This window comes from Streptomyces sp. NPDC051315 (assembly GCF_044455165.1).
Lineage (GTDB): Bacteria > Actinomycetota > Actinomycetes > Streptomycetales > Streptomycetaceae > Streptomyces.
The window spans coordinates 1-16,861 of sequence record NZ_JBITEN010000008.1; the positions used below are offsets into that span (position 1 = coordinate 1).

General features: G+C 72.4%; 17 protein-coding genes. 6 read left to right on the plus strand and 11 right to left on the minus strand.

The genetic code is table 11. The annotated features are described in order from the left end of the window. Window positions 1-398 precede the first annotated feature (398 nt). Window positions 399-1,694 carry an MFS transporter gene (locus ACIBBD_RS16720; RefSeq protein WP_399420137.1) on the plus strand — a complete coding sequence of 432 codons (1,296 nt, stop codon included), beginning with the start codon at window positions 399-401 and terminating at the stop codon, window positions 1,692-1,694. Window positions 1,695-2,134: 440 nt separating this feature from the next. Here ACIBBD_RS16720 and ACIBBD_RS16725 read toward each other — a convergent pair whose 3' ends face one another. Further along, on the minus strand, window positions 2,135-2,644 hold the full coding sequence (locus ACIBBD_RS16725; RefSeq protein ID WP_399420138.1) for a hypothetical protein: 510 nt from the start codon (window positions 2,642-2,644) through the stop codon (window positions 2,135-2,137). Between the two features lie 387 nt (window positions 2,645-3,031). Beyond that, a complete protein-coding gene (locus ACIBBD_RS16730; RefSeq protein WP_399420139.1) occupies window positions 3,032-3,610 on the minus strand; it encodes a hypothetical protein in 579 nt (192 codons plus the stop codon). Between the two features lie 380 nt (window positions 3,611-3,990). On the opposite strand from ACIBBD_RS16730, the gene gndA reads away from it, so the two are divergent. Next, the gene (gene gndA / locus ACIBBD_RS16735; RefSeq protein ID WP_399420140.1) at window positions 3,991-5,433 is read left to right on the plus strand and encodes an NADP-dependent phosphogluconate dehydrogenase; all 1,443 of its coding nucleotides are present in this window, start codon (window positions 3,991-3,993) and stop codon (window positions 5,431-5,433) included. Between the two features lie 46 nt (window positions 5,434-5,479). On the opposite strand, the gene ACIBBD_RS16740 is transcribed toward gndA, so the two are convergent. Continuing rightward, window positions 5,480-6,934, minus strand: a complete 1,455-nt coding sequence (locus ACIBBD_RS16740) for a glyceraldehyde-3-phosphate dehydrogenase (protein ID WP_399420141.1) — start codon at window positions 6,932-6,934, stop codon at window positions 5,480-5,482. A 185-nt stretch (window positions 6,935-7,119) separates the two neighbouring features. After that, window positions 7,120-7,521 (minus strand): DUF3291 domain-containing protein, encoded by a 402-nt coding sequence (locus ACIBBD_RS16745; RefSeq protein ID WP_399420142.1) that lies wholly within the window; start codon window positions 7,519-7,521, stop codon window positions 7,120-7,122. A 94-nt stretch (window positions 7,522-7,615) separates the two neighbouring features. Between ACIBBD_RS16745 and ACIBBD_RS16750 the strand changes: the two genes are divergently transcribed. After that, on the plus strand, window positions 7,616-8,287 hold the full coding sequence (locus ACIBBD_RS16750; protein ID WP_399420143.1) for a MerR family transcriptional regulator: 672 nt from the start codon (window positions 7,616-7,618) through the stop codon (window positions 8,285-8,287). Between the two features lie 34 nt (window positions 8,288-8,321). Here ACIBBD_RS16750 and ACIBBD_RS16755 read toward each other — a convergent pair whose 3' ends face one another. After that, window positions 8,322-8,585 (minus strand): hypothetical protein, encoded by a 264-nt coding sequence (locus ACIBBD_RS16755; protein WP_399420145.1) that lies wholly within the window; start codon window positions 8,583-8,585, stop codon window positions 8,322-8,324. 90 nt (window positions 8,586-8,675) lie between these two features. Beyond that, complete coding sequence (locus tag ACIBBD_RS16760; protein ID WP_399420146.1) at window positions 8,676-8,921, minus strand: DUF2795 domain-containing protein; 246 nt, start codon at window positions 8,919-8,921, stop codon at window positions 8,676-8,678. Between the two features lie 229 nt (window positions 8,922-9,150). Here ACIBBD_RS16760 and ACIBBD_RS16765 point away from each other — a divergent pair, with 229 nt between their 5' ends. The 3 genes from ACIBBD_RS16765 (at window position 9,151) to ACIBBD_RS16775 (ending at window position 11,708) form a co-directional block, all read left to right on the plus strand. Continuing rightward, window positions 9,151-10,638, plus strand: coding sequence for a purine-cytosine permease family protein (locus ACIBBD_RS16765; protein ID WP_399420147.1), 1,488 nt, complete (start codon window positions 9,151-9,153; stop codon window positions 10,636-10,638). Continuing rightward, window positions 10,635-11,180 (plus strand): cysteine hydrolase family protein, encoded by a 546-nt coding sequence (locus ACIBBD_RS16770; protein ID WP_399420148.1) that lies wholly within the window; start codon window positions 10,635-10,637, stop codon window positions 11,178-11,180. The genes ACIBBD_RS16765 and ACIBBD_RS16770 overlap by 4 nt, the downstream gene beginning before the upstream one ends. Before the next feature lie 129 nt (window positions 11,181-11,309). Beyond that, the gene (locus ACIBBD_RS16775) at window positions 11,310-11,708 is read left to right on the plus strand and encodes an SseB family protein (RefSeq protein WP_399420149.1); all 399 of its coding nucleotides are present in this window, start codon (window positions 11,310-11,312) and stop codon (window positions 11,706-11,708) included. 274 nt (window positions 11,709-11,982) lie between these two features. On the opposite strand, the gene ACIBBD_RS16780 is transcribed toward ACIBBD_RS16775, so the two are convergent. From ACIBBD_RS16780 to ACIBBD_RS16800, 5 genes are all read right to left on the minus strand, one after another. Continuing rightward, complete coding sequence (locus tag ACIBBD_RS16780; RefSeq protein ID WP_399420150.1) at window positions 11,983-12,372, minus strand: MarR family winged helix-turn-helix transcriptional regulator; 390 nt, start codon at window positions 12,370-12,372, stop codon at window positions 11,983-11,985. A 158-nt stretch (window positions 12,373-12,530) separates the two neighbouring features. Next, the gene (locus ACIBBD_RS16785; protein WP_399420151.1) at window positions 12,531-13,562 is read right to left on the minus strand and encodes a LacI family DNA-binding transcriptional regulator; all 1,032 of its coding nucleotides are present in this window, start codon (window positions 13,560-13,562) and stop codon (window positions 12,531-12,533) included. Beyond that, on the minus strand, window positions 13,559-14,464 hold the full coding sequence (locus ACIBBD_RS16790) for a carbohydrate ABC transporter permease (RefSeq protein ID WP_399420152.1): 906 nt from the start codon (window positions 14,462-14,464) through the stop codon (window positions 13,559-13,561). Before ACIBBD_RS16790 ends, ACIBBD_RS16785 begins: the two co-directional genes overlap by 4 nt. After that, complete coding sequence (locus ACIBBD_RS16795) at window positions 14,461-15,438, minus strand: carbohydrate ABC transporter permease (RefSeq protein WP_399420153.1); 978 nt, start codon at window positions 15,436-15,438, stop codon at window positions 14,461-14,463. Before ACIBBD_RS16795 ends, ACIBBD_RS16790 begins: the two co-directional genes overlap by 4 nt. Continuing rightward, complete coding sequence (locus ACIBBD_RS16800) at window positions 15,435-16,763, minus strand: ABC transporter substrate-binding protein (protein WP_399420154.1); 1,329 nt, start codon at window positions 16,761-16,763, stop codon at window positions 15,435-15,437. The genes ACIBBD_RS16795 and ACIBBD_RS16800 overlap by 4 nt, the downstream gene beginning before the upstream one ends. Between the last annotated feature and the right edge of the window lie 98 nt (window positions 16,764-16,861).

Consider the following 16,861-nt stretch of genomic DNA (forward strand, 5'->3'; position numbering starts at 1 on the left):
TATGCGCGGGCGCGCGGGCTTTGCGGGGTTCGCTGAATTGGCCGGGGGCGTCGCACAGGCCTCGGCCCGACGCGTCGCGCGAGCGGAACGGCGGGGGGGGGGGGGGGGGGGGGGGCGGCGCGGCCGCCCCCCCCCCCCCCCCCCCCCCCCCCCCGCTTCCCTGCCCCGTCTGCCACCATGGTCGGCGCCGTAACCGAGTAGGTGGAGTGGCCGCGCAGCGCAGCCGGCGTTCCCCGGTTCCGCTGCCCCTGTGACGTCCGCTCCCCCTCGGGTACCGCACTGTGTCTTTTGCCCCCGCTTCCGCACCCCGCCCTGCCCCGAACACCGTCGGCGCCCCCACCCCCGCCTCTGGCGGGAAGGCGTCGCGTTCGCCGTGGCGGTCCCTGAGGTACCGCAGCATGCGCTGGTGGTCCGTCGCGAACTTCCTCTCGAACGCCGGCACCTGGATGCAGCTCACGGTCCAGAACCTGCTCGTCCTCGAGATCACCGGCTCCGCCGCCGCGACCGGACTGTCCATGTCCGTCCAGGCCGCCCCCGCCCTGTTCATGAGCCTGCTGGGCGGCGCCGCCGTCGACCGCTGGCCGCTCAAGCTGACGGCCGCCGTCAGCCAGGCACTCCTCGGCGCGGTGGCGTTCACCACGGCCGTGCTCGTCGCGCTGGACCGGCTCGACATGACGACGCTGATGGTGCTGGCCGCCATCACCGGCACGATCGCCACCGTCGACGGGCCGGCCTGCGCCCTGCTGGGCAACGACCTCGTGCCCGTCCAGGACGTGCCGTCCGCCATCGGCGTCGGCGCGCTGGTCCACAACGCGGGCCGGCTCGCCGGCGCGGCGCTGGCCGGCGTGACGGTGGGCTTCCTCGGCACGGGCGCCGCCTACGCGGCCAACGGGCTGTCCTTCCTCTTCGTGACCGCGGTCATCCCGTTCCTGCGGCCCGCGTACGGCGCGGCAGGGCGCGCCGGTACCGGCGGGTCCGTGGGCGCCGGCCGGCGGGCCGGGGCGGGCAAACCGCTGATTCCGCGGCAGCGCGACCGGCGTGCCGGCCTGACCGTCCGGGAGGGCCTGCTCTACGTCGCCCGCCGGCCCCGCCTGGTCGCGCTCGCGAGCATCACCGGCGTCAGCAGCGTCTTCGGGCGGAACTACGGGCTCACCCTCGCGGTGCTCGTCACCGGGCCGCTCGCGGGCGGGGCGGGCGCGTTCGGCACCGTCTCCACGGTCCTCGCCGTCGGCGGCATCCTCGGCGCGGTCCTCGGCGCCCGGCTGCGCAAGCCCTCGGTGCGGACCGTGGGCGCCCTGGCGGCTGCGGGCGGGCTGCTCCAGGTGGCGGCGGGGCTGTCCCCGTCGCTGGCCGTACTGCTGATCATGGTCCTGCCCATGGCCGTGGTGGAGTCCGTCTCCGACACCGCCGGTACCGCCGTCCTGCAGACCGACCCGCCCGCCCACCTGCGCGGACGTGTGCTCGGCGTGTGGAGCAGCATCGGCACGGTCTGGAGCCTGGGCGGCCCTCCGGCCCTGGGCCTCCTCATGGAACTGGCCGGCGCCCGCGGCGCCCTCGTCACCGGCGGCCTCCTCATCGCCACGACGATCGGAGCGGGCTTCCTGCTCCGCACCCGCCGCACCCCGCGCCCGGTGGCCCTGCCGACTCCGGGCGAGGAGGTACCGGGCCGCGAGGCCCTGGAGACGGCTGCCTGAGGCCTGGGACGGCGGGACGGCCGCCGGATGGCGTCAGGTCGCGACGCCCCTGGGCGTCTCACCGGCCGGCGCCGACACGCGTGCCGCTGTCCGGCGGGTCACCGCGGGTGTGGTCGGGGGCGGCCCCGACCGGGCCGACGCAGAGAAGAAGAACCAGAGCGCTGAAGGTGGCGGTCGTGGCTCCGATGGCCGCGACGAGCTCACCGCGTGTACAAGAGGCGCGGTGACACTTGGCCACGGTGTACGAATCCGCCGCCGTGTTGGCCGCTGTGGAAGGCGACGTGGCGCGCATCGGGCACGTCCACGGCACGCGGAGGACCGGATGACTGGGTGACCCGTCTGACCGGCAGGCTTCCGCCGCGGGCCCCACCCATGAACCACCTGGGCGCGTCGGCCCCGTCACCCGCAGCCGGTCACGCCCGCCGTGTCGGTCCGGCCCCTCAGGCGATGAGCGCCTGTCCCGGCCCCAGCAGGTCCAGGAGCTGGCCCTGGTGGAGTTCGGCGACCGGGGCGAGGAGATCGGGGTGGCGGAGCAGGGCCGCTGCCCGGCGGTCACCGGCGTCGGGAGCGACCAGGCGGCGGAACTCCACCGGAAGCCCGGTCGTGTGGTCACCGCCGTCGAGGGCGGCCACGGCCAGCTCGGCCAGCTCCGGGTCGACGAGGAGACAGGCCGCCCAGCTCGCCACGACCTCGTCGACCCAGCTGCGCCAGGCCTCCTCGTCCGACTCCGCGCCGCTGATCCAGTCCAGCCTGGCCGAGCCGCCCGGGCCCGCCATGCCGACCAGTGCCGCGTCCATCACCGTGGGGTACCGCAGCCAGGCCGCGACGGTCACCGCCTGGCGCGCCTGCACCTCGCACAGGGCCGAGGCCAGCGCGCCGCCCGAGGCCGGGTAGGCCCGCGTCAGCCACTGGGCGGTCGCCGCGATGAGGGGGGAGAGGTCTGCGCGCACTGGGGGCCGTCCGAGCTGGGTACGGGAAACGGGCTGAGGGGGAGCTGGAAGCTGAAGGGAAACGGTAGCCCGCGGCCCCCGCGGACCGACATGGCCGAACCCCCACCGACGGCGTGGCTTCGGCCACACACGGAGCCTGCCAGCCGGTCTCACCGAGGCCCCCCGGCGGTCTCACGATGGCCCCGCCCGGTGGTCTCACCGGGGATCCCGCCCGGTGGTCTCACCAAGGACCCCCGCCCGATGGTCTCACCAAGGACCCCCGCCCGATGGTCTCCTCGCAGACCTCGCGGGTGGTCTCACCGGAGAGGCAGACCCGTCCGACGGTCTCCCACCGACCCGACCCACCCGACCCGACCCGGCCCGGCGGGGGCGCCCGGTCCGGCGGGCTCAGTGGTGCAACAGGAAGCGGGTGAGGAGGGAGCGGGCCCGGTCCGGGCTGATCCCCAGCGCGGTGCCGACCGACTCCCAGGACAGATCGTCGTCCTGGACCGCCTGGGCCGCCTCCTGGCCGATGTCGGGAAGCAGGCGTTCCAGTGTGGCCACCGCTCGCAGGGCGGCCACCGGCGCCCGCTCCGCGAGGGTGGCCAGCTGGTCCTCCAGCCGGTCGATCAGGTCGGTGACCTCGTCCGGGAGCGGTACGGTCCGACGCTCGACGGCGCGCAAGTGCTCGCTCCAGTCGCCGTAGGCGAGGGTGGTGTCCAGGTCGTACAGCCGGCCGTCCGGCAGCCGCTCCCAGTCGATCGGACGGGTCTCGCCCCGCCAGCCGCACGCGCACGCCGCGCGGTAGGAGGCCGCCCTCGGCCGCCGCAGCTGCCCGTCGTACGCCCACCACTCGCTGGTCTCCAGCCCGCCGTGGGCGCCGCTGCCGAAGTCCAGGTACACCGGCTTGGGCTCGCTGCCGTCGGCGAGGACCGCGCCGGCGATGCCCTCGTGGGAGTCCCCGAACTCCTCACTCGTCCAACCCATGGAATCTTCCCCCCTTGTTCCCGAGCCAGTCCGGGGCCCGGCACGCCACCGCACGGCGACGGCCGCCCCGCAGGCGAGCATGCCCCGGCCGGCCCGCCCCCGAACGGCGGTTTCTCCTCAACACCGGCCCGTGCGCTCGGCCCTCGGGCGGTCAGCGGCCGGTCGTCGTCGCGGACCCGCCGCCCTGGGGCAGCCCCCGGCGCTGCCCGCCCGGACCTGCCCGTCGCCGAGCGGACCGCGGGAGCGGGACGGCCCGCAGGACGTCGAGAAACACGCCCCCTCTTCGGCCCGGCATCGAGAAGAACGGGCTCGCGGGCCGTACCTGGTGGCACGAGGGGCCGCCCGCCCCGACCGCGCCACCGATACAAGGGACGTACCTCATGAACGCAACCGCTGCCATAGGCGTCACCGGCCTCGGCGTGATGGGCCGCAACCTCGCGCGCAACTTCGCCCGCAACGGCCACACCGTCGCCGTGCACAACCGCAGCGCGGGCCGCACGCGCGCGCTCGTCGCGGAGTTCGGGCACGAGGGCGCGTTCGTCCCCGCGGAGACGGCCGAGGAGTTCGTGGCCGCGCTGCAACGCCCCCGCCGCCTGATGATCATGGTGCAGGCGGGCGCGGTCACGGACGCCGTGATCGACGAGTTCGCCCCGCTCCTGGAGCCCGGCGACATGATCATCGATGGTGGCAACGCCCACTTCGCCGACACCCGTCGCCGCGAGGAGGCCCTGCGCGAGCGCGGTATCCACTTCGTCGGCACGGGCGTCTCGGGCGGCGAGGAGGGTGCCCTCAACGGGCCGTCGATCATGGTCGGCGGCTCGACCGAGTCGTACGACGTGCTCGGCCCGATGTTCGAGTCCATCAGCGCCCGCGTCGGCGGGGAGCCCTGCGCCGCCCATGTGGGCACCGATGGAGCGGGGCACTTCGTCAAGATGGTCCACAACGGCATCGAGTACGCCGACATGCAGCTCATCGCCGAGGCGTACGACCTGCTGCGCCAGGTGGCCGGCTACCGCCCCGCCGAGATCGCCGGCATCTTCCGCACCTGGAACGAGGGCCGGCTGGGCTCCTACCTGATCGAGATCACCGCCGAGGTGCTGGCCCACACCGACGCCGCCACCGGCCTGCCGTTCGTGGACGTCGTCGCGGACGCCGCCGGTCAGAAGGGCACCGGCCGCTGGACCGTGCAGACGGCCCTGGACCTGGCCTCCCCGGTCACCGCCATCGCCCAGGCCACCTTCGCCCGCGCCGCCTCCGGCCAGAGCGACCTGCGCGCCGCGTACGCCGGACTGCCCGGCGGAACCACGCCCCCGCTCAGCCGCACGGAGGCCGCGCGCTTCACCTCCCAGGTCGAGCACGCCCTGTACGCCTCGAAGGTCATCGCCTACGACCAGGGCTGGAAGATGATCCAGGACGCGGCCGGGGAGTTCGGCTGGAAGATCGACCTGGGTGCCGTCGCCCGGATCTGGCGCGGCGGCTGCATCATCCGCGCCTCCTTCCTCGACCGCATCCGCACCGCGTACGCCGCCGACCCGGAGCTGGTCAGCCTGCTCGCCGAGAAGGAGTTCGGCACGGAGATCGCCGAGGCGCAGGTGCCCTGGCGGGAGACCGTCGCCTCCGCCGCCCGCCGCGGCATCCCCGTCCCCGCGTTCTCCGCGGCCCTCGCCCACTACGACACGCTGCGCGCCGACCGTCTGCCCGCCGCCCTCCTCCAGGGCCAGCGCGACTTCTTCGGCGCGCACACCTACCGCCGTACCGACCGCCCCGGCGCCTTCCACACCCACTGGTCGGCGCCGGGCCGCCCGGAGACGGCGTCGGACTGAGGGGTCCTGTCCGGCCCGCCCCCGACCGGGCGGGCCGGACCGCCGGTCAGGCGCTCGGCGCCGGGTACGTCGGGTACTCCACCCCGGAGACGTGCTGCACGACGCGCACGACCTGGCAGGAGTAACCGAACTCGTTGTCGTACCAGAGGTAGAGGATCGCGTTGTCGCCCTCGACCTTCAGGGCACCGGCGTCGACGATCGACGCGTGGCGCGAGCCGATGAAGTCGCTGGAGACCGCGTCGGGGGCGCTGATGAAGTCGATCTGGCGCTTCAGCGGCGAGGTCAGGGAGACCTCACGCAGGTGGTCGAGGACCTCCTCGCGGGTGGTCTCCCGGGCGAGCTGGAGGTTGAGGATCGCGATCGACACGTCCGGCACCGGCACCCGGATCGAGCTGCCGGTGATCCTCGCCTTGAGGTCGGGCAGCGCCTTGGCGACGGCGGAGGCGGCGCCGGTCTCGGTGATGACCATGTTCAGCGGCGCGGACCGGCCCCGCCGGTCGGACTTGTGGTAGTTGTCCAGCAGGTTCTGGTCGTTGGTGAACGAGTGCACGGTCTCCACGTGGCCGCGCTGCACGCCGTACTCGTCCGCCATCGCCTTCAGCGGCGGGACGATCGCGTTGGTGGTGCAGGAGGCGCAGGACAGGATCCGCTCGTCCGGCTTGATGGTGTCGTGGTTGACGCCGTGAACGATGTTCGGGACGTCGCCCTTGCCCGGCGCGGTCAGCACGACCTTGTCGATACCGGGACGCAGGTGCTTGGACAAGCCCTCGCGGTCGCGCCACTTGCCCGTGTTGTCGATGAGGATGGCGTTCTTGATGCCGTACGCCGTGTAGTCGACCGCGGTCGGGTCGTCGGCGTAGATCACCCTGATCTCGTTGCCGTTGGCGACGATCGTGCTGGTGGCCTCGTCCACCGTGATCGTGCCCTGGAACTGGCCGTGCACGGAGTCGCGGCGCAGCAGCGAGGCGCGCTTGACGAGATCCTCGGCGGACCGGCCGCCGCCGCCGCGCACCACGATGGCCCGCAGCCGCAGACCGTTGCCGGAGCCGGACTTCTCGATGAGGAGGCGGGCGACCAGCCGCCCGATGCGTCCGAAGCCGTACAGCACGACGTCCCGCGGTTCGCGGCGGTCGATCTTGTTCGCGCCGGTGGCGCCGGCGACGGCCTCGGCGGTGAACTCCTCCACCGACAGGCCGCGGTCGTCGGCCCGGTAGGTGGCGGCGAGCATGCCGATGTCGATCTGGGAGGGGCCGAGGTCGAGCGTGGTGAGGGCCCGCAGGAAGGGGAACGTCTCGGTGACCGAGAGTTCCTCGCCGGCGATCTGCCGGGCGAAGCGGTGCGTCTTCAGGATGCTGACCACCGACTTGTTCACCAGGGAGCGGCTGTGCAGCAGGACCGTGACGTCCCGCTCCCGGTGGAGCTTGCCGATCATCGGAATCATCGACTCCGCGATCTCCTCGCGGTTCTTCCAGTTGGTGAACGAGTCCTCGTTGACAGTCACAGGTATCTCTTTCGAGCTAGGTGGCGCTCGTATGTTATCCCCATGCTCATTCGATCATTCAAGTGCCCACCTGTGCGGTCCCGGGCGGGATCCGGGCCGGACCGGTGGTGCCGTGGTTCCCCGCCTCAAGTGACGTCGACCGAGGTGAAGTTGGCGGTCCTGGGTCTTCCGCGGTGCGGGGCCGGTCAGGAGTCGGTGCGTGCCTGTTCGGCGAGGCGGCGCCGGGCGTCCGTCCAGTCGATGGGCAGATCGGCCGCCGGGGCCTGCCAGAAGGTGAAGGCCGACTCCTTCGTCGTGGAGCGCAGGCCGTTCATGATCGACCGGTGCGGTTCGGCCTTCGCGTACCTGTAGAGCGCCTCTCTGTCCTGCCATGCGGACACCGTCCAGAAGGTGCGCTTCAGCGGCTGCGCGATCAGGGAGGCGCCGTACGCGCCGGGCGCGCCGGTGACCTGCTTCCAGGCGGCCAGTGACTGGAGGAAGAAGCGGGGGACGTCCTTGAGGGAGCGGACTTCCAGCCGGGACGCCATGACGAACGCCTCGGTGTCCGGTGCGGGGGTGCTGACGGTGGTCCAGCGCAGGGTGGGCATGGGGGCGACTCCCCTTCGTCGGAGACGTATTGGATACCTCTGCTATCCATGTTAGACAGTGACGGTATCCAATAGCCAGAGTGGAGCCGTCCCGATGCGCATCTCCGAACTGAGCCGCCGCAGTGGCGTCTCCGTGACGACGATCAAGTACTACCTCCGCGAAGGGCTCCTCCCGCCCGGCCGGCAGACCTCGGCGACCCAGGCCGAGTACGACGACCAGCACCTGCGCAGGCTGCGTCTCGTCCGCGCGCTGACCGGCGTACGAGGGCTGTCCGTGAGCACCACCCGCGAGGTGCTGGGCGCCATCGAGGAGCACACCGGGGACCCCCACCGCCTGCTGGGCCTCACCCTCGGCTCGGTCCGCCTGTCCGAGAAGTCCGCCGAGAAGACACCGGGGCGGCCCGCCGGGAAGGCACCGGAGACCGAGGACCCCGCCGGCAAGGCACCGGAAGCGGAGGAGGTCGACGCGCTCGTCAGGGAGCTGGGCTGGGACGTGCACCGGTCGGCGCCCGCCCGTGCCACCCTCGCCGAGACCCTGACCACCCTGCGCTCGCTCGGCGTCCCTCTGGACCGGCACGCCCTGCTGCCCTACGCCCGCCTCGCCGAGCGGACCGCCGTGCTCGACCTCGACCGACTCGACGGCCTGACCGACCCCTTGGAGACGGCCGAGCGCGCCCTGCTGCTGACCGTCCTCCTGGAACCCGCCCTGATGGCGCTCCGCCGCATGGCCCAGGAGAACGAGTCGGCCCGACGGCACACGACTTGAGGGCCACGGCGGCGCGGGGCCGCGGCGGTGGCCCTCACAGTCGCGGCTTCGTCCCGAACCGCGGTCCCAGGTCCGGCCGGTCGGTGCCCGCCAGTTCGGTCACCAGCCGGTGCTCCCGCGTCAGCTCGTCCAGCAGGCCCCGCGTCTCCTCGGGCCCGATACCGGCGAGCCGGGAGATCTCCTCCAGGTGGATCCCCTCACCGCCGTGTCGCTCCTCGGCGGCGGTGAGGGCCCGGAAGACCTCCTCGTGCCGGTCGGTGTAGTCGGGGTGTGGTCGTCCGCTCGCCTCGCGTACCAAGAGGGCTCCTTCCGTCGTCGTCGGATGCCACGTGTCACGGGTCGTGCGTCAGGCGTCGTGTGTCACGAGCCGCGTGTCCCGGGTCGTGCGTCACTGATCGAGTTCCTCCTGCACCGGAGGCGCGGGTGCCTCCCGCAGATGCTGCGACTGGCCGGGCCGGCCGCCCGCACGGGCCTGCTCGGCGCGCTGCGCCGGACTCAGCCCCAGGTCGGAGGCCGGATCCACGCGCACCGACCGGGCGACCTCGTCCCGGTTGGCGTACTCCTCCGGCGGGATGCCGCGCAGAGCCGCGACGACCTCTCCGGAGGCGCCCGCCCGCTGCGCCGCGTCGATCAACTCGTCCTTGCCGGCCGGGAGCGGACGTCCCCGAGGGCGTCCACCACCTCGCGGGCACTGGTCGTACGGGCCATGACTGCTTCCCCTTTCCTGTCCCCGTCCCCGTGGATCACGGGGGAATGTGTCGGGTAGGACTTCTCCGGGTAACCACGAGCATCGCGCCCCTCACATCAGGGCCCCGGTCACATCCGAAACCGGGGCCGGCCCCGTCCAGACAGGCAGGTCGACGATGACGGACCACCCGGGCACCACGCCGGCGGACCGGCCGCTCAAGGTCGAGGCGCACGGCCTCGACGTCATCAGGGACACCGAACGCAGGGGCACGCCCCGCACGCTGTTCTGGCCCTGGTTCGGCGCCAACGTCTCCATCCTCGGACTCGGCTACGGCGCGTTCGCGCTCGGCTTCGGCATCTCCTTCTGGCAGGCCCTGGTCGCCGGAGTGACCGGCATCGTCTTCTCGTTCCTGCTCTGCGGGTTCGTCGCCGTCGCCGGCAAGCGCGGCTCCGCGCCGACGATGGTCCTCAGCCGCGCCGCCCACGGCGTCCGCGGCAACCGCCTGCCGTCGACGGTCTCCTGGCTGCTCACCGTCGGCTGGGAGACGGTCCTCGTCTCCCTCGCCGCCATGGCCACGGCGACCGTCCTCGACCGGCTCGGCTGGGGCGGCGGCACCGGCACCGAGGTCGTCGCGCTGATCGTGGTGGCCGCGCTCACCGTCGTCGTCGGTGTCATGGGCTTCGACCTGATCATGCGCCTGCAGACCGTGATCACGGTGGTGACGGGCGTGCTGACGCTGGTCTACGTGGCCCTGGTCGCCGACCACGTCCACTGGAGCGCCGTCAGCGCGATCCCCGCCGGCTCCGCCCAGGAGTTCATCGGCGCGCTGGTGTTCATGATGACGGGCTTCGGTCTGGGCTGGGTCAACGCCGCCGCCGACTACTCCCGTTACCTGCCGCGTTCCTCCTCCGGCCGGGGCGTGGCCGGCTGGACCACCTTCGGCGCCTCGCTGGCGCCGCTGCTCCTGCTGGTCTTCGGCCTGCTGCTCGCCGGTTCCTCCGAGACGCTCTCCGCGGCCGTCGCCGCCGACCCGATCGGCGCGCTGGCGACGATCCTGCCCACCTGGTTCCTGGTGCCGTTCGCCGTGGTCGCCGTCCTCGGCCTGGTCGGCGGCGCCGTCCTCGACATCTACTCCTCCGGCCTCGCCCTCCTCTCGGCCGGCCTGCGCGTCCCCCGCCCCCTGGCCGCGCTCCTCGACGGCGTCCTGATGATCGCGGGCTCGGTCTACATCGTCTTCTTCGCCGACGACTTCCTCGGCCCCTTCACGGGGTTCCTCACCACGCTCGGCGTCCCCATCGCCGCCTGGTGCGGGATCATGCTCGCCGACCTCGCCCTGCGCCGCCGCGACTACGACGAGGCCGACCTCTTCCGGCCCGACGGCCGCTACGGCGACGTACCGGCCCGGCCGCTGCTGCTCACCCTCGCCGCCACCGCCCTCGGCTGGGGACTGGTCACCAACGCCTCCGCCGACTGGCTGGAGTGGCAGGGCTACCTCCTCGGCCCCTTCGGTCTCGGCGGCACCTCCGGCGCCTGGGCCTACGCCAACCTCGGCGTCCTCGCTGCCCTCGCCCTCGGCTTCCTCGGCACCCTCGCCCTCGGCCGCCGCGACATCCGTGTCCAGGAGGGCAAGGCTCCCCGCCGGGAGGAGGTGGAGCCCGTATGACTCCGAGCGGCCTGCTCACCGTCATCGACATGCAGCACGTCTTCGCCGACCCCGCGAGCCCCTGGGCCACACCCCGCTTCGCCGAGGCCGCGGCAGGCGTACGACGGCTGCTGCCGGCCTTCGGCGGACGGGTCACCTTCACCCGCTTCGTCGCCCCCGGGCGGCCCACCGGCGCCTGGCGCGCCTACTACGACCAGTGGCCCTTCGCCCGCCAACCCCCCGACGCACCCCTGTGGCGCCTCACGGACGAGTTGGCGCCCCTGGCCGACCACGTGCTGGACGCCCCCACGTTCGGCAAGTGGACCCCGCACCTCGCCGCCCGCGTGGCACCGGAGGGCCGGCTCGTGCTGACGGGCGTCAGCACCGACTGCTGCGTGCTGTCCACGGCGCTCGCCGCCGCCGACGCGGGGACCGAGGTACTCGTGGTCGCCGACGCCTGCGCGGGCGTCGACGACGACTCCCACGCCAGGGCACTGCAGGTCATGGACCTGTACCGGCCGCTGGTCCGGGTCACGACGGTCCACGACGTCCTCGCCGGGTGACACCGGCCTGACCGCCGATCCGTCGCCGGCGCGATTGAGCCACCGTGGGCCGGGTACGCGAGGCCGGACCGCGGCCGGGGGGATCCCGTCCGGCCGCACCGCCCGACCGCCGCTACCTGGGGAGCTGCCATGGAGACACCCGCCCACGACTCGAACGCCACTCCCGCCGCGCGGGCGCTGGACGCACTGGCCCGGGACACCGGGGACACGACGGCGCTGGACACGCTCGCGCACTGCGACGTGCTCGTGCCCGTGCCCGACGACGCCACCGACGAGGACGTCACCAACCCCAGCACGCTGGCCCTGCCCGTGCTGGAGCAGCCCGGCAGCGCGCCCGTGGTGCCCGTGTTCACCTCCGAGCCGGAGATGGCCGACCTGCTGCCGGGCGTCGCCCGCTACCGAGTGGTGCCCCTCGGCGCGCTCGCCGCGCAGTGGCCGGAGAGCGAACTGTCACTGTCCATCGACGCGGCCGGCACCCACCCGCTGACGCTGACCTCGGAGGGAGTGCGCACCCTGCTGGTCCGGTGAGTCGCAGACCCCAGCCCGGGGCGGGCGTCCCCCGCGGGCCGAAGGCCTCCTCGGCCTGCGCTGCCGGGCGTGCGCCGCGGGCCCCGCATCCTCGGCGGCATCCTCACCAGCGAGCACGCCCACACCGTGCCCACCGGTGAGGATGCCGCCGAGCCGCATCACGGACACGAAGATCCCATCGGCCCCCCGGCCGAGGTCCGGCGGCCGCGCCGGCGTGGCCCGCGCGACGGGCCCGGAAAGGGCCGTAGGGGTGACTTCCCCGGAGGGGGGCGGCTCAGCCGCCGAGGATCCGCTCCAGGACCGCCCGCTGCAGCGGCCGCACCTCGGCGTGCAGGTCGCGGCCCTTCGGGGTGAGGGCCACCCACACCCCACGCCGGTCCTCCACGCAGACGGAGCGCTCCACCAGGCCGTCCTTCTCCAGCCGCCCGATGAGGCGGGACAGCGCGCTCTGGCTGAGGTGCACCCGGTCCACGAGGTCCTGCACCCGGCAGTGGTCGCCCTGCCGGGGCGCCTCGGTGGCGAGGAGGTCGAGCACCTCGAAGTCACTCGCGCCCAGGCCGTACGGATGCAGTACCCGGTCGATCTCGCACATCGTCCGCGCGTGTACCGACAGGATGCCCCGCCACCGTTCCTCGAGGCCCGCGCCGGCCGTTTTCGCTGCCATACCCGCACGGTAACACCGAAGACCCCATTTGTTTACTGTGCAACTACTGCAAGCACAAGCAAGCACGCGGGCGGCGGCCAGGGGGAAGCGGCGCGCGCCGCCGGGCAGGATCGCCGGGCGGCGCGCTCGCACGGGGGCGTCCGTGGACTCGCGCGTCGTCAGGTCGACTCGCGGCGTACCAGCTCCGTCGGCAGGATCACGGCGGCCGGGTCCTCGCCGCCTATCTGGGCCAGCAGCACCCGGACCATCTCACTGCTGATCCGGTCCCAGGGCTGGCGGATGGTGGTGAGCGCCGGGCTGGCGGCGGTGGCCGCGGGGGAGTCGTCGAAGCCGCCGACCGCGACGTCCCCGGGGACGCTCCGCCCCGCCCGTTGCAACGCGGCCAGCACGCCCTGCGCCATCAGGTCGGACGCGACGAACACTGCGTCCAGGTCCGGGGTCCGCTCCAGCAGCCGCTCCGCGCCCGCCTCACCGCTCGCCCGGCTGTAGTCACCGGGGACCACCAGCCGCTCGTCGTACGCGACGCCCGCTTCCGCGAGCACCTCCCGGTAACCGGCGAGTCGCTCCACACCGCCGGGGGTGTCCAGCGGACCGGTGACCACGCCGATCCGGCGGCGGCCGAGCGCCAGCAGATGGCGCACCATGTCCCGGGCGCCGTCCCGGTCGTCGGCGGCCACGTAACTCACCTTCGACCCGATCCCGATCGGCTTGCCGCACGCCACCAGCGGGACGCCCGCCTCGCGCAGCTCCTCGGCGATCGGGTCGCCGGAGTGGCTGGAGACCAGCAGCACCCCGTCGACGTGCCCCGCGGTGATGTACCGCGTGATGCGCCGCCGTTCGTCCTCCGTCCCGGCCAGCATCAGCAGCAGCGGGATGTCGTGCGCGGCCAGGGCCTGTGTGCAGCCGCGCAGCAGGACGTTGAAGTTGGGGTCCTCGAAGAACCGCTCCTGGGGCTCCGTGAGCAGGAAGCCCACGGAGTCCGATCGTCCGGTGATCAGCGAGCGGGCGTGCCGGTTCACGACGTAACCCGTCTTGCGGATGGCGGCGTTGACCGCCTCCTGGGCGGACGGGCTGACGTAGTGGCCGCCGTTGAGCACGCGCGAGACGGTGCCTCGTGAGACCCCCGCCTCGCGCGCGACGTCGTGGATCGTCGGCGGTTTGCGCCGGCCCCCGGCATGGTTCATGGTCATGACTTTACGGCCCCGGAGAGCAGGTCCAGGCTCCAGAACCGCTGAATGACCAGGAACAGTGCCACCAGCGGGATCACCGCGAGGAACGCCCCGGTGATCACCAGCGTGTACAGGGCCGGGGTGTTGGCGCCCTGCTCCAGGAGCGTGTAGAGGCCGAGCGTGATCGGGAACCGCTCGTCGTCGCTGAGCATGATGTACGGCAGCAGGAAGTTGTTCCACACCGCGACGAACTGGAACAGGAACACCGTCACCAGTCCGGGGACCATCATGGGCAGCGCGATCCGGGTGAAGATCCGCCACTCGCCCGCCCCGTCCATCCGGCCGGCCTCCACCACGTCGCCCGGCACGGCCGCGGCCGCGTAGATGCGCGAGAGGTAGACCCCGTACGGGGAGAGGATCTGGGGCAGCAGAACGGACCAGTAGGAGTCCGTGAGATCGGCCTTGGCCAGCAGCAGGTACTGCGGGATGGCGAGGATGATCGGCGGCATCAGCACGCCCGCGAGAAGGACGTTGAAGATCGTCTCGCGGCCGCGGAAACGGTAGGTCGCGAGCGCGTAACCGCTGAACGCGGAGACACACGTCGACAGCAGGGCGCCGAGACCGGCGTAGAGGGCGGAGTTGCCCATCCACTTCCAGTAGACGCCGTCGCGGTAGGCGTTGAGGTCCCCGACGTTGTCGGCGAAGCCCGTGCCCGGCAGGAAGGTGAACGTGGAGAACAGCTCACTGCCGGACTTGGTGGCCGCGATCACCACCCACGCCACCGGCAGCAGGCAGTAGACCGCGCCGAGCAGCAGCGTGACCGTCGGCACCAGCGCGATCCGCCGACGCAGCGGCGGACGGCTCCGGTCGGCCCCCGTGGCACCGGCCGCCGAGGAGGCCTTCCGGACGGCAAGAGAACTCATCGTGCTGCCTCCTGCTTGTTGCGACGGTTCGCGGCCCGCAGGAACCCGAAGGAGAGCAGCAGCGTGGCGAGCGCGATGATCACGGCCTGGGCGGCCGCCGCGTAGATGTCACCGGTGCCGAACGCGTCCCGGTACACCTTCATCAGCGGACTCCAGGTCGTGGACACGGAGTTGGTGAGCGGCTTCAGCGTGGTCGGCTCGTTGAACACCTGGAGCGTGGCGATGATCGAGAAGAAGAAGGTCAGCACCAGTGAGGGCGCCACCATCGGGATCTTGATCCGCAGCGCGATCTGCAGCGGGGTGGCACCGTCCAGCTTCGCCGCCTCGTACACCTCGGCCGGGATCGCCTGGAGCGAGGTGTAGATGACGATCATGTTGAACCCGGTGCCGCCCCACACCGCGATGTTGGACAGGGCCAGGTACAGCGGACCGCCGTCGAGCAGGTCCGGCTGCGGCAGGCCCAGTCGTTCGAGCACGAAGTAGAAGGGGCTGACGTCCGGCAGGTACAGGAAGCCCCACAGCAGCGCCGCCACCACACCGGGAATGGCGTACGGCAGGAAGATCGCGAGCCGGGTGAACGGCGAGAGCCGCACCTTGTCGGAGTCGAGCATCAGCGCGAACAGCAGCGCGAGGCCCAGCATCACCGGCACGACGATGCAGCCGTAGCCCAGCACGCGCAGGGCGCCGTCCAGCAGCTCGCTGTCGGTGAGGGCGGCGGTGTAGTTCTCCAGGCCGGCCCAGACCTCCTTGCGGGCACCGGAGCCCAGGCCGAGCCCGGAGACCTTCACCTTGTGGAAGCTGAGCCAGAGCGCGTACCCGATGGGCAGCGCGAAGAACAGGGCGAAGAGGATCGTCGCGGGCACGAGGAACAAGTAGGGGGCGCTTCGCGCTCGTTCGACGGTGGCGGAGGGAGACGGGTGGGCGTACGGGGCCCCCTCGACCCCGTACGACCCCCGGTGTGCCGCGGTTTTCACTCCGCGACCTCGAAGCCCTGCTTCTTCATGTCGGCGACCGTGTCCGCCTGCATCGTGTCCAGGGCGGCACCGAAGTCCGACTTGTTCTTGGCGGCGGCGCCGAAGGCGTCCTTGAAGGTGGTGTAGGCGACGTTCACGTTCGGGCCCCAGGCCGAGGGCGCCGTGGTCTTCGCGATCTTGGCGGCGACGGTGTAGAAGTCCGCCTGGTTGGAGAAGAAGTCCGGCGGGTTGGTGAAGGCGCCGCTGAGCTGGGCGGAGGTGGAGGCCGGGTAGATGCCGCCCTCCTTGGCCAGCGCGTTGAGCGCGTCACCGTCGGTGTTCAGCCAGGCGGCGAACTTGGCGGCGGCGTCCTTGTGCGAGGAGTCCGTGGTGACGGCGGTGGAGGAGCCGCCCCAGCTGCCGGTGACGTCCTCGCTCTGCGACCACTGGGGGAGCGGGGCCATGGCCCACTTGCCCTTGGTGTCCGGCGCGGCGGTGGTCAGCGTGCCCGGGGCCCACACGGCGCTGACCCAGGCGATCTGCTTGCCGGTGTTGAGCGCCTTGTTCCAGGCCGGGGTGTACATCGGCTGGTTGTCGATGGCGCCCTCCTCGACGAGGCCGCCCCAGAAGTCGGCGACCTTCTGGGAGGCCGCGTCGTTGATGCCGACCTTCCACTTGTCGCCGGAGGTCGTCCACCACCGGGCGCCGGCCTGCTGGGCCAGACCCGCGAAGAGACCGGAGTCGTTGGCGGAGAAGGTGGTGAGGTCGAGGTCCGGGGCCTTCTTCTTCAGCGTGCGGGCGGTCTCCGCGAACTGCTCCCAGGTGGTCGGGACCGTCAGGCCGTACTTCTCGAAGAGGTCCTGGCGGTAGTAGAACATCATCGGGCCGATGTCCTGCGGCACCGCGTAGACCGCGTCCGTGCCCAGCGTCGTCTGCTGCCAGACGCCCTCGGCGAACTTGCCCTTCGCTTCCTCGACGTTCTTCGAGATGTCCGCCAGCGCGTCATTGCTCACCAGCGTCGGCAGCGCCTGGTACTCGGCCTGGACGAGATCGGGGGCCTTGCCGGCCTTGTGCGCGGTGAGGATCTTGGTGACCAGCGTGTCGCCGGACGCCTGCTTCTTCACCGTGACCGTGATCTGCTGCTCCTTGCCCGGCCCCTTGTTCCACAGGTCCACGACCTTGTCCATGCCGGGCGTCCAGGTCCAGTACGTCAGCGAGACCGGCCCCGACTGGGCTTCGCTGTCGTCGTCGGACGAGCCGCACGCGGCGAGGGCGGTGGCGCCGAGCGTGACGGCGACGGCGGACGCTGCGACCTTGAAGAGCCGCCGGCGCTGGGTGTTGGGCATGGGTTTCTCCCCTGACCTGGGTTCCCGCCCGCTGCGAGAACCTGCCATGCGATCGCATGTCCTGGGGCCCCGCCCGTCGCGAGGCCCTGCCATGCTGT

Excerpts from the sequence above, each read along its gene's own strand:
- ACIBBD_RS16745 (WP_399420142.1), bottom strand. The coding sequence starts at position 7,521 with ATGCCCACCCTGCGCTGGACCACCGTCAGCACCCCCGCACCGGACACC.
- ACIBBD_RS16720 (WP_399420137.1), top strand. The coding sequence starts at position 399 with ATGCGCTGGTGGTCCGTCGCGAACTTCCTCTCGAACGCCGGCACCTGG.
- ACIBBD_RS16780 (WP_399420150.1), bottom strand. The coding sequence starts at position 12,372 with ATGGCAGCGAAAACGGCCGGCGCGGGCCTCGAGGAACGGTGGCGGGGC.
- ACIBBD_RS16750 (WP_399420143.1), top strand. The coding sequence starts at position 7,616 with ATGCGCATCTCCGAACTGAGCCGCCGCAGTGGCGTCTCCGTGACGACG.
- ACIBBD_RS16770 (WP_399420148.1), top strand. The coding sequence starts at position 10,635 with ATGACTCCGAGCGGCCTGCTCACCGTCATCGACATGCAGCACGTCTTC.
- ACIBBD_RS16765 (WP_399420147.1), top strand. The coding sequence starts at position 9,151 with ATGACGGACCACCCGGGCACCACGCCGGCGGACCGGCCGCTCAAGGTC.
- ACIBBD_RS16800 (WP_399420154.1), bottom strand. The coding sequence starts at position 16,763 with ATGCCCAACACCCAGCGCCGGCGGCTCTTCAAGGTCGCAGCGTCCGCC.
- gndA (WP_399420140.1), top strand. The coding sequence starts at position 3,991 with ATGAACGCAACCGCTGCCATAGGCGTCACCGGCCTCGGCGTGATGGGC.
- ACIBBD_RS16775 (WP_399420149.1), top strand. The coding sequence starts at position 11,310 with ATGGAGACACCCGCCCACGACTCGAACGCCACTCCCGCCGCGCGGGCG.
- ACIBBD_RS16730 (WP_399420139.1), bottom strand. The coding sequence starts at position 3,610 with ATGGGTTGGACGAGTGAGGAGTTCGGGGACTCCCACGAGGGCATCGCC.
- ACIBBD_RS16790 (WP_399420152.1), bottom strand. The coding sequence starts at position 14,464 with ATGAGTTCTCTTGCCGTCCGGAAGGCCTCCTCGGCGGCCGGTGCCACG.
- ACIBBD_RS16785 (WP_399420151.1), bottom strand. The coding sequence starts at position 13,562 with ATGACCATGAACCATGCCGGGGGCCGGCGCAAACCGCCGACGATCCAC.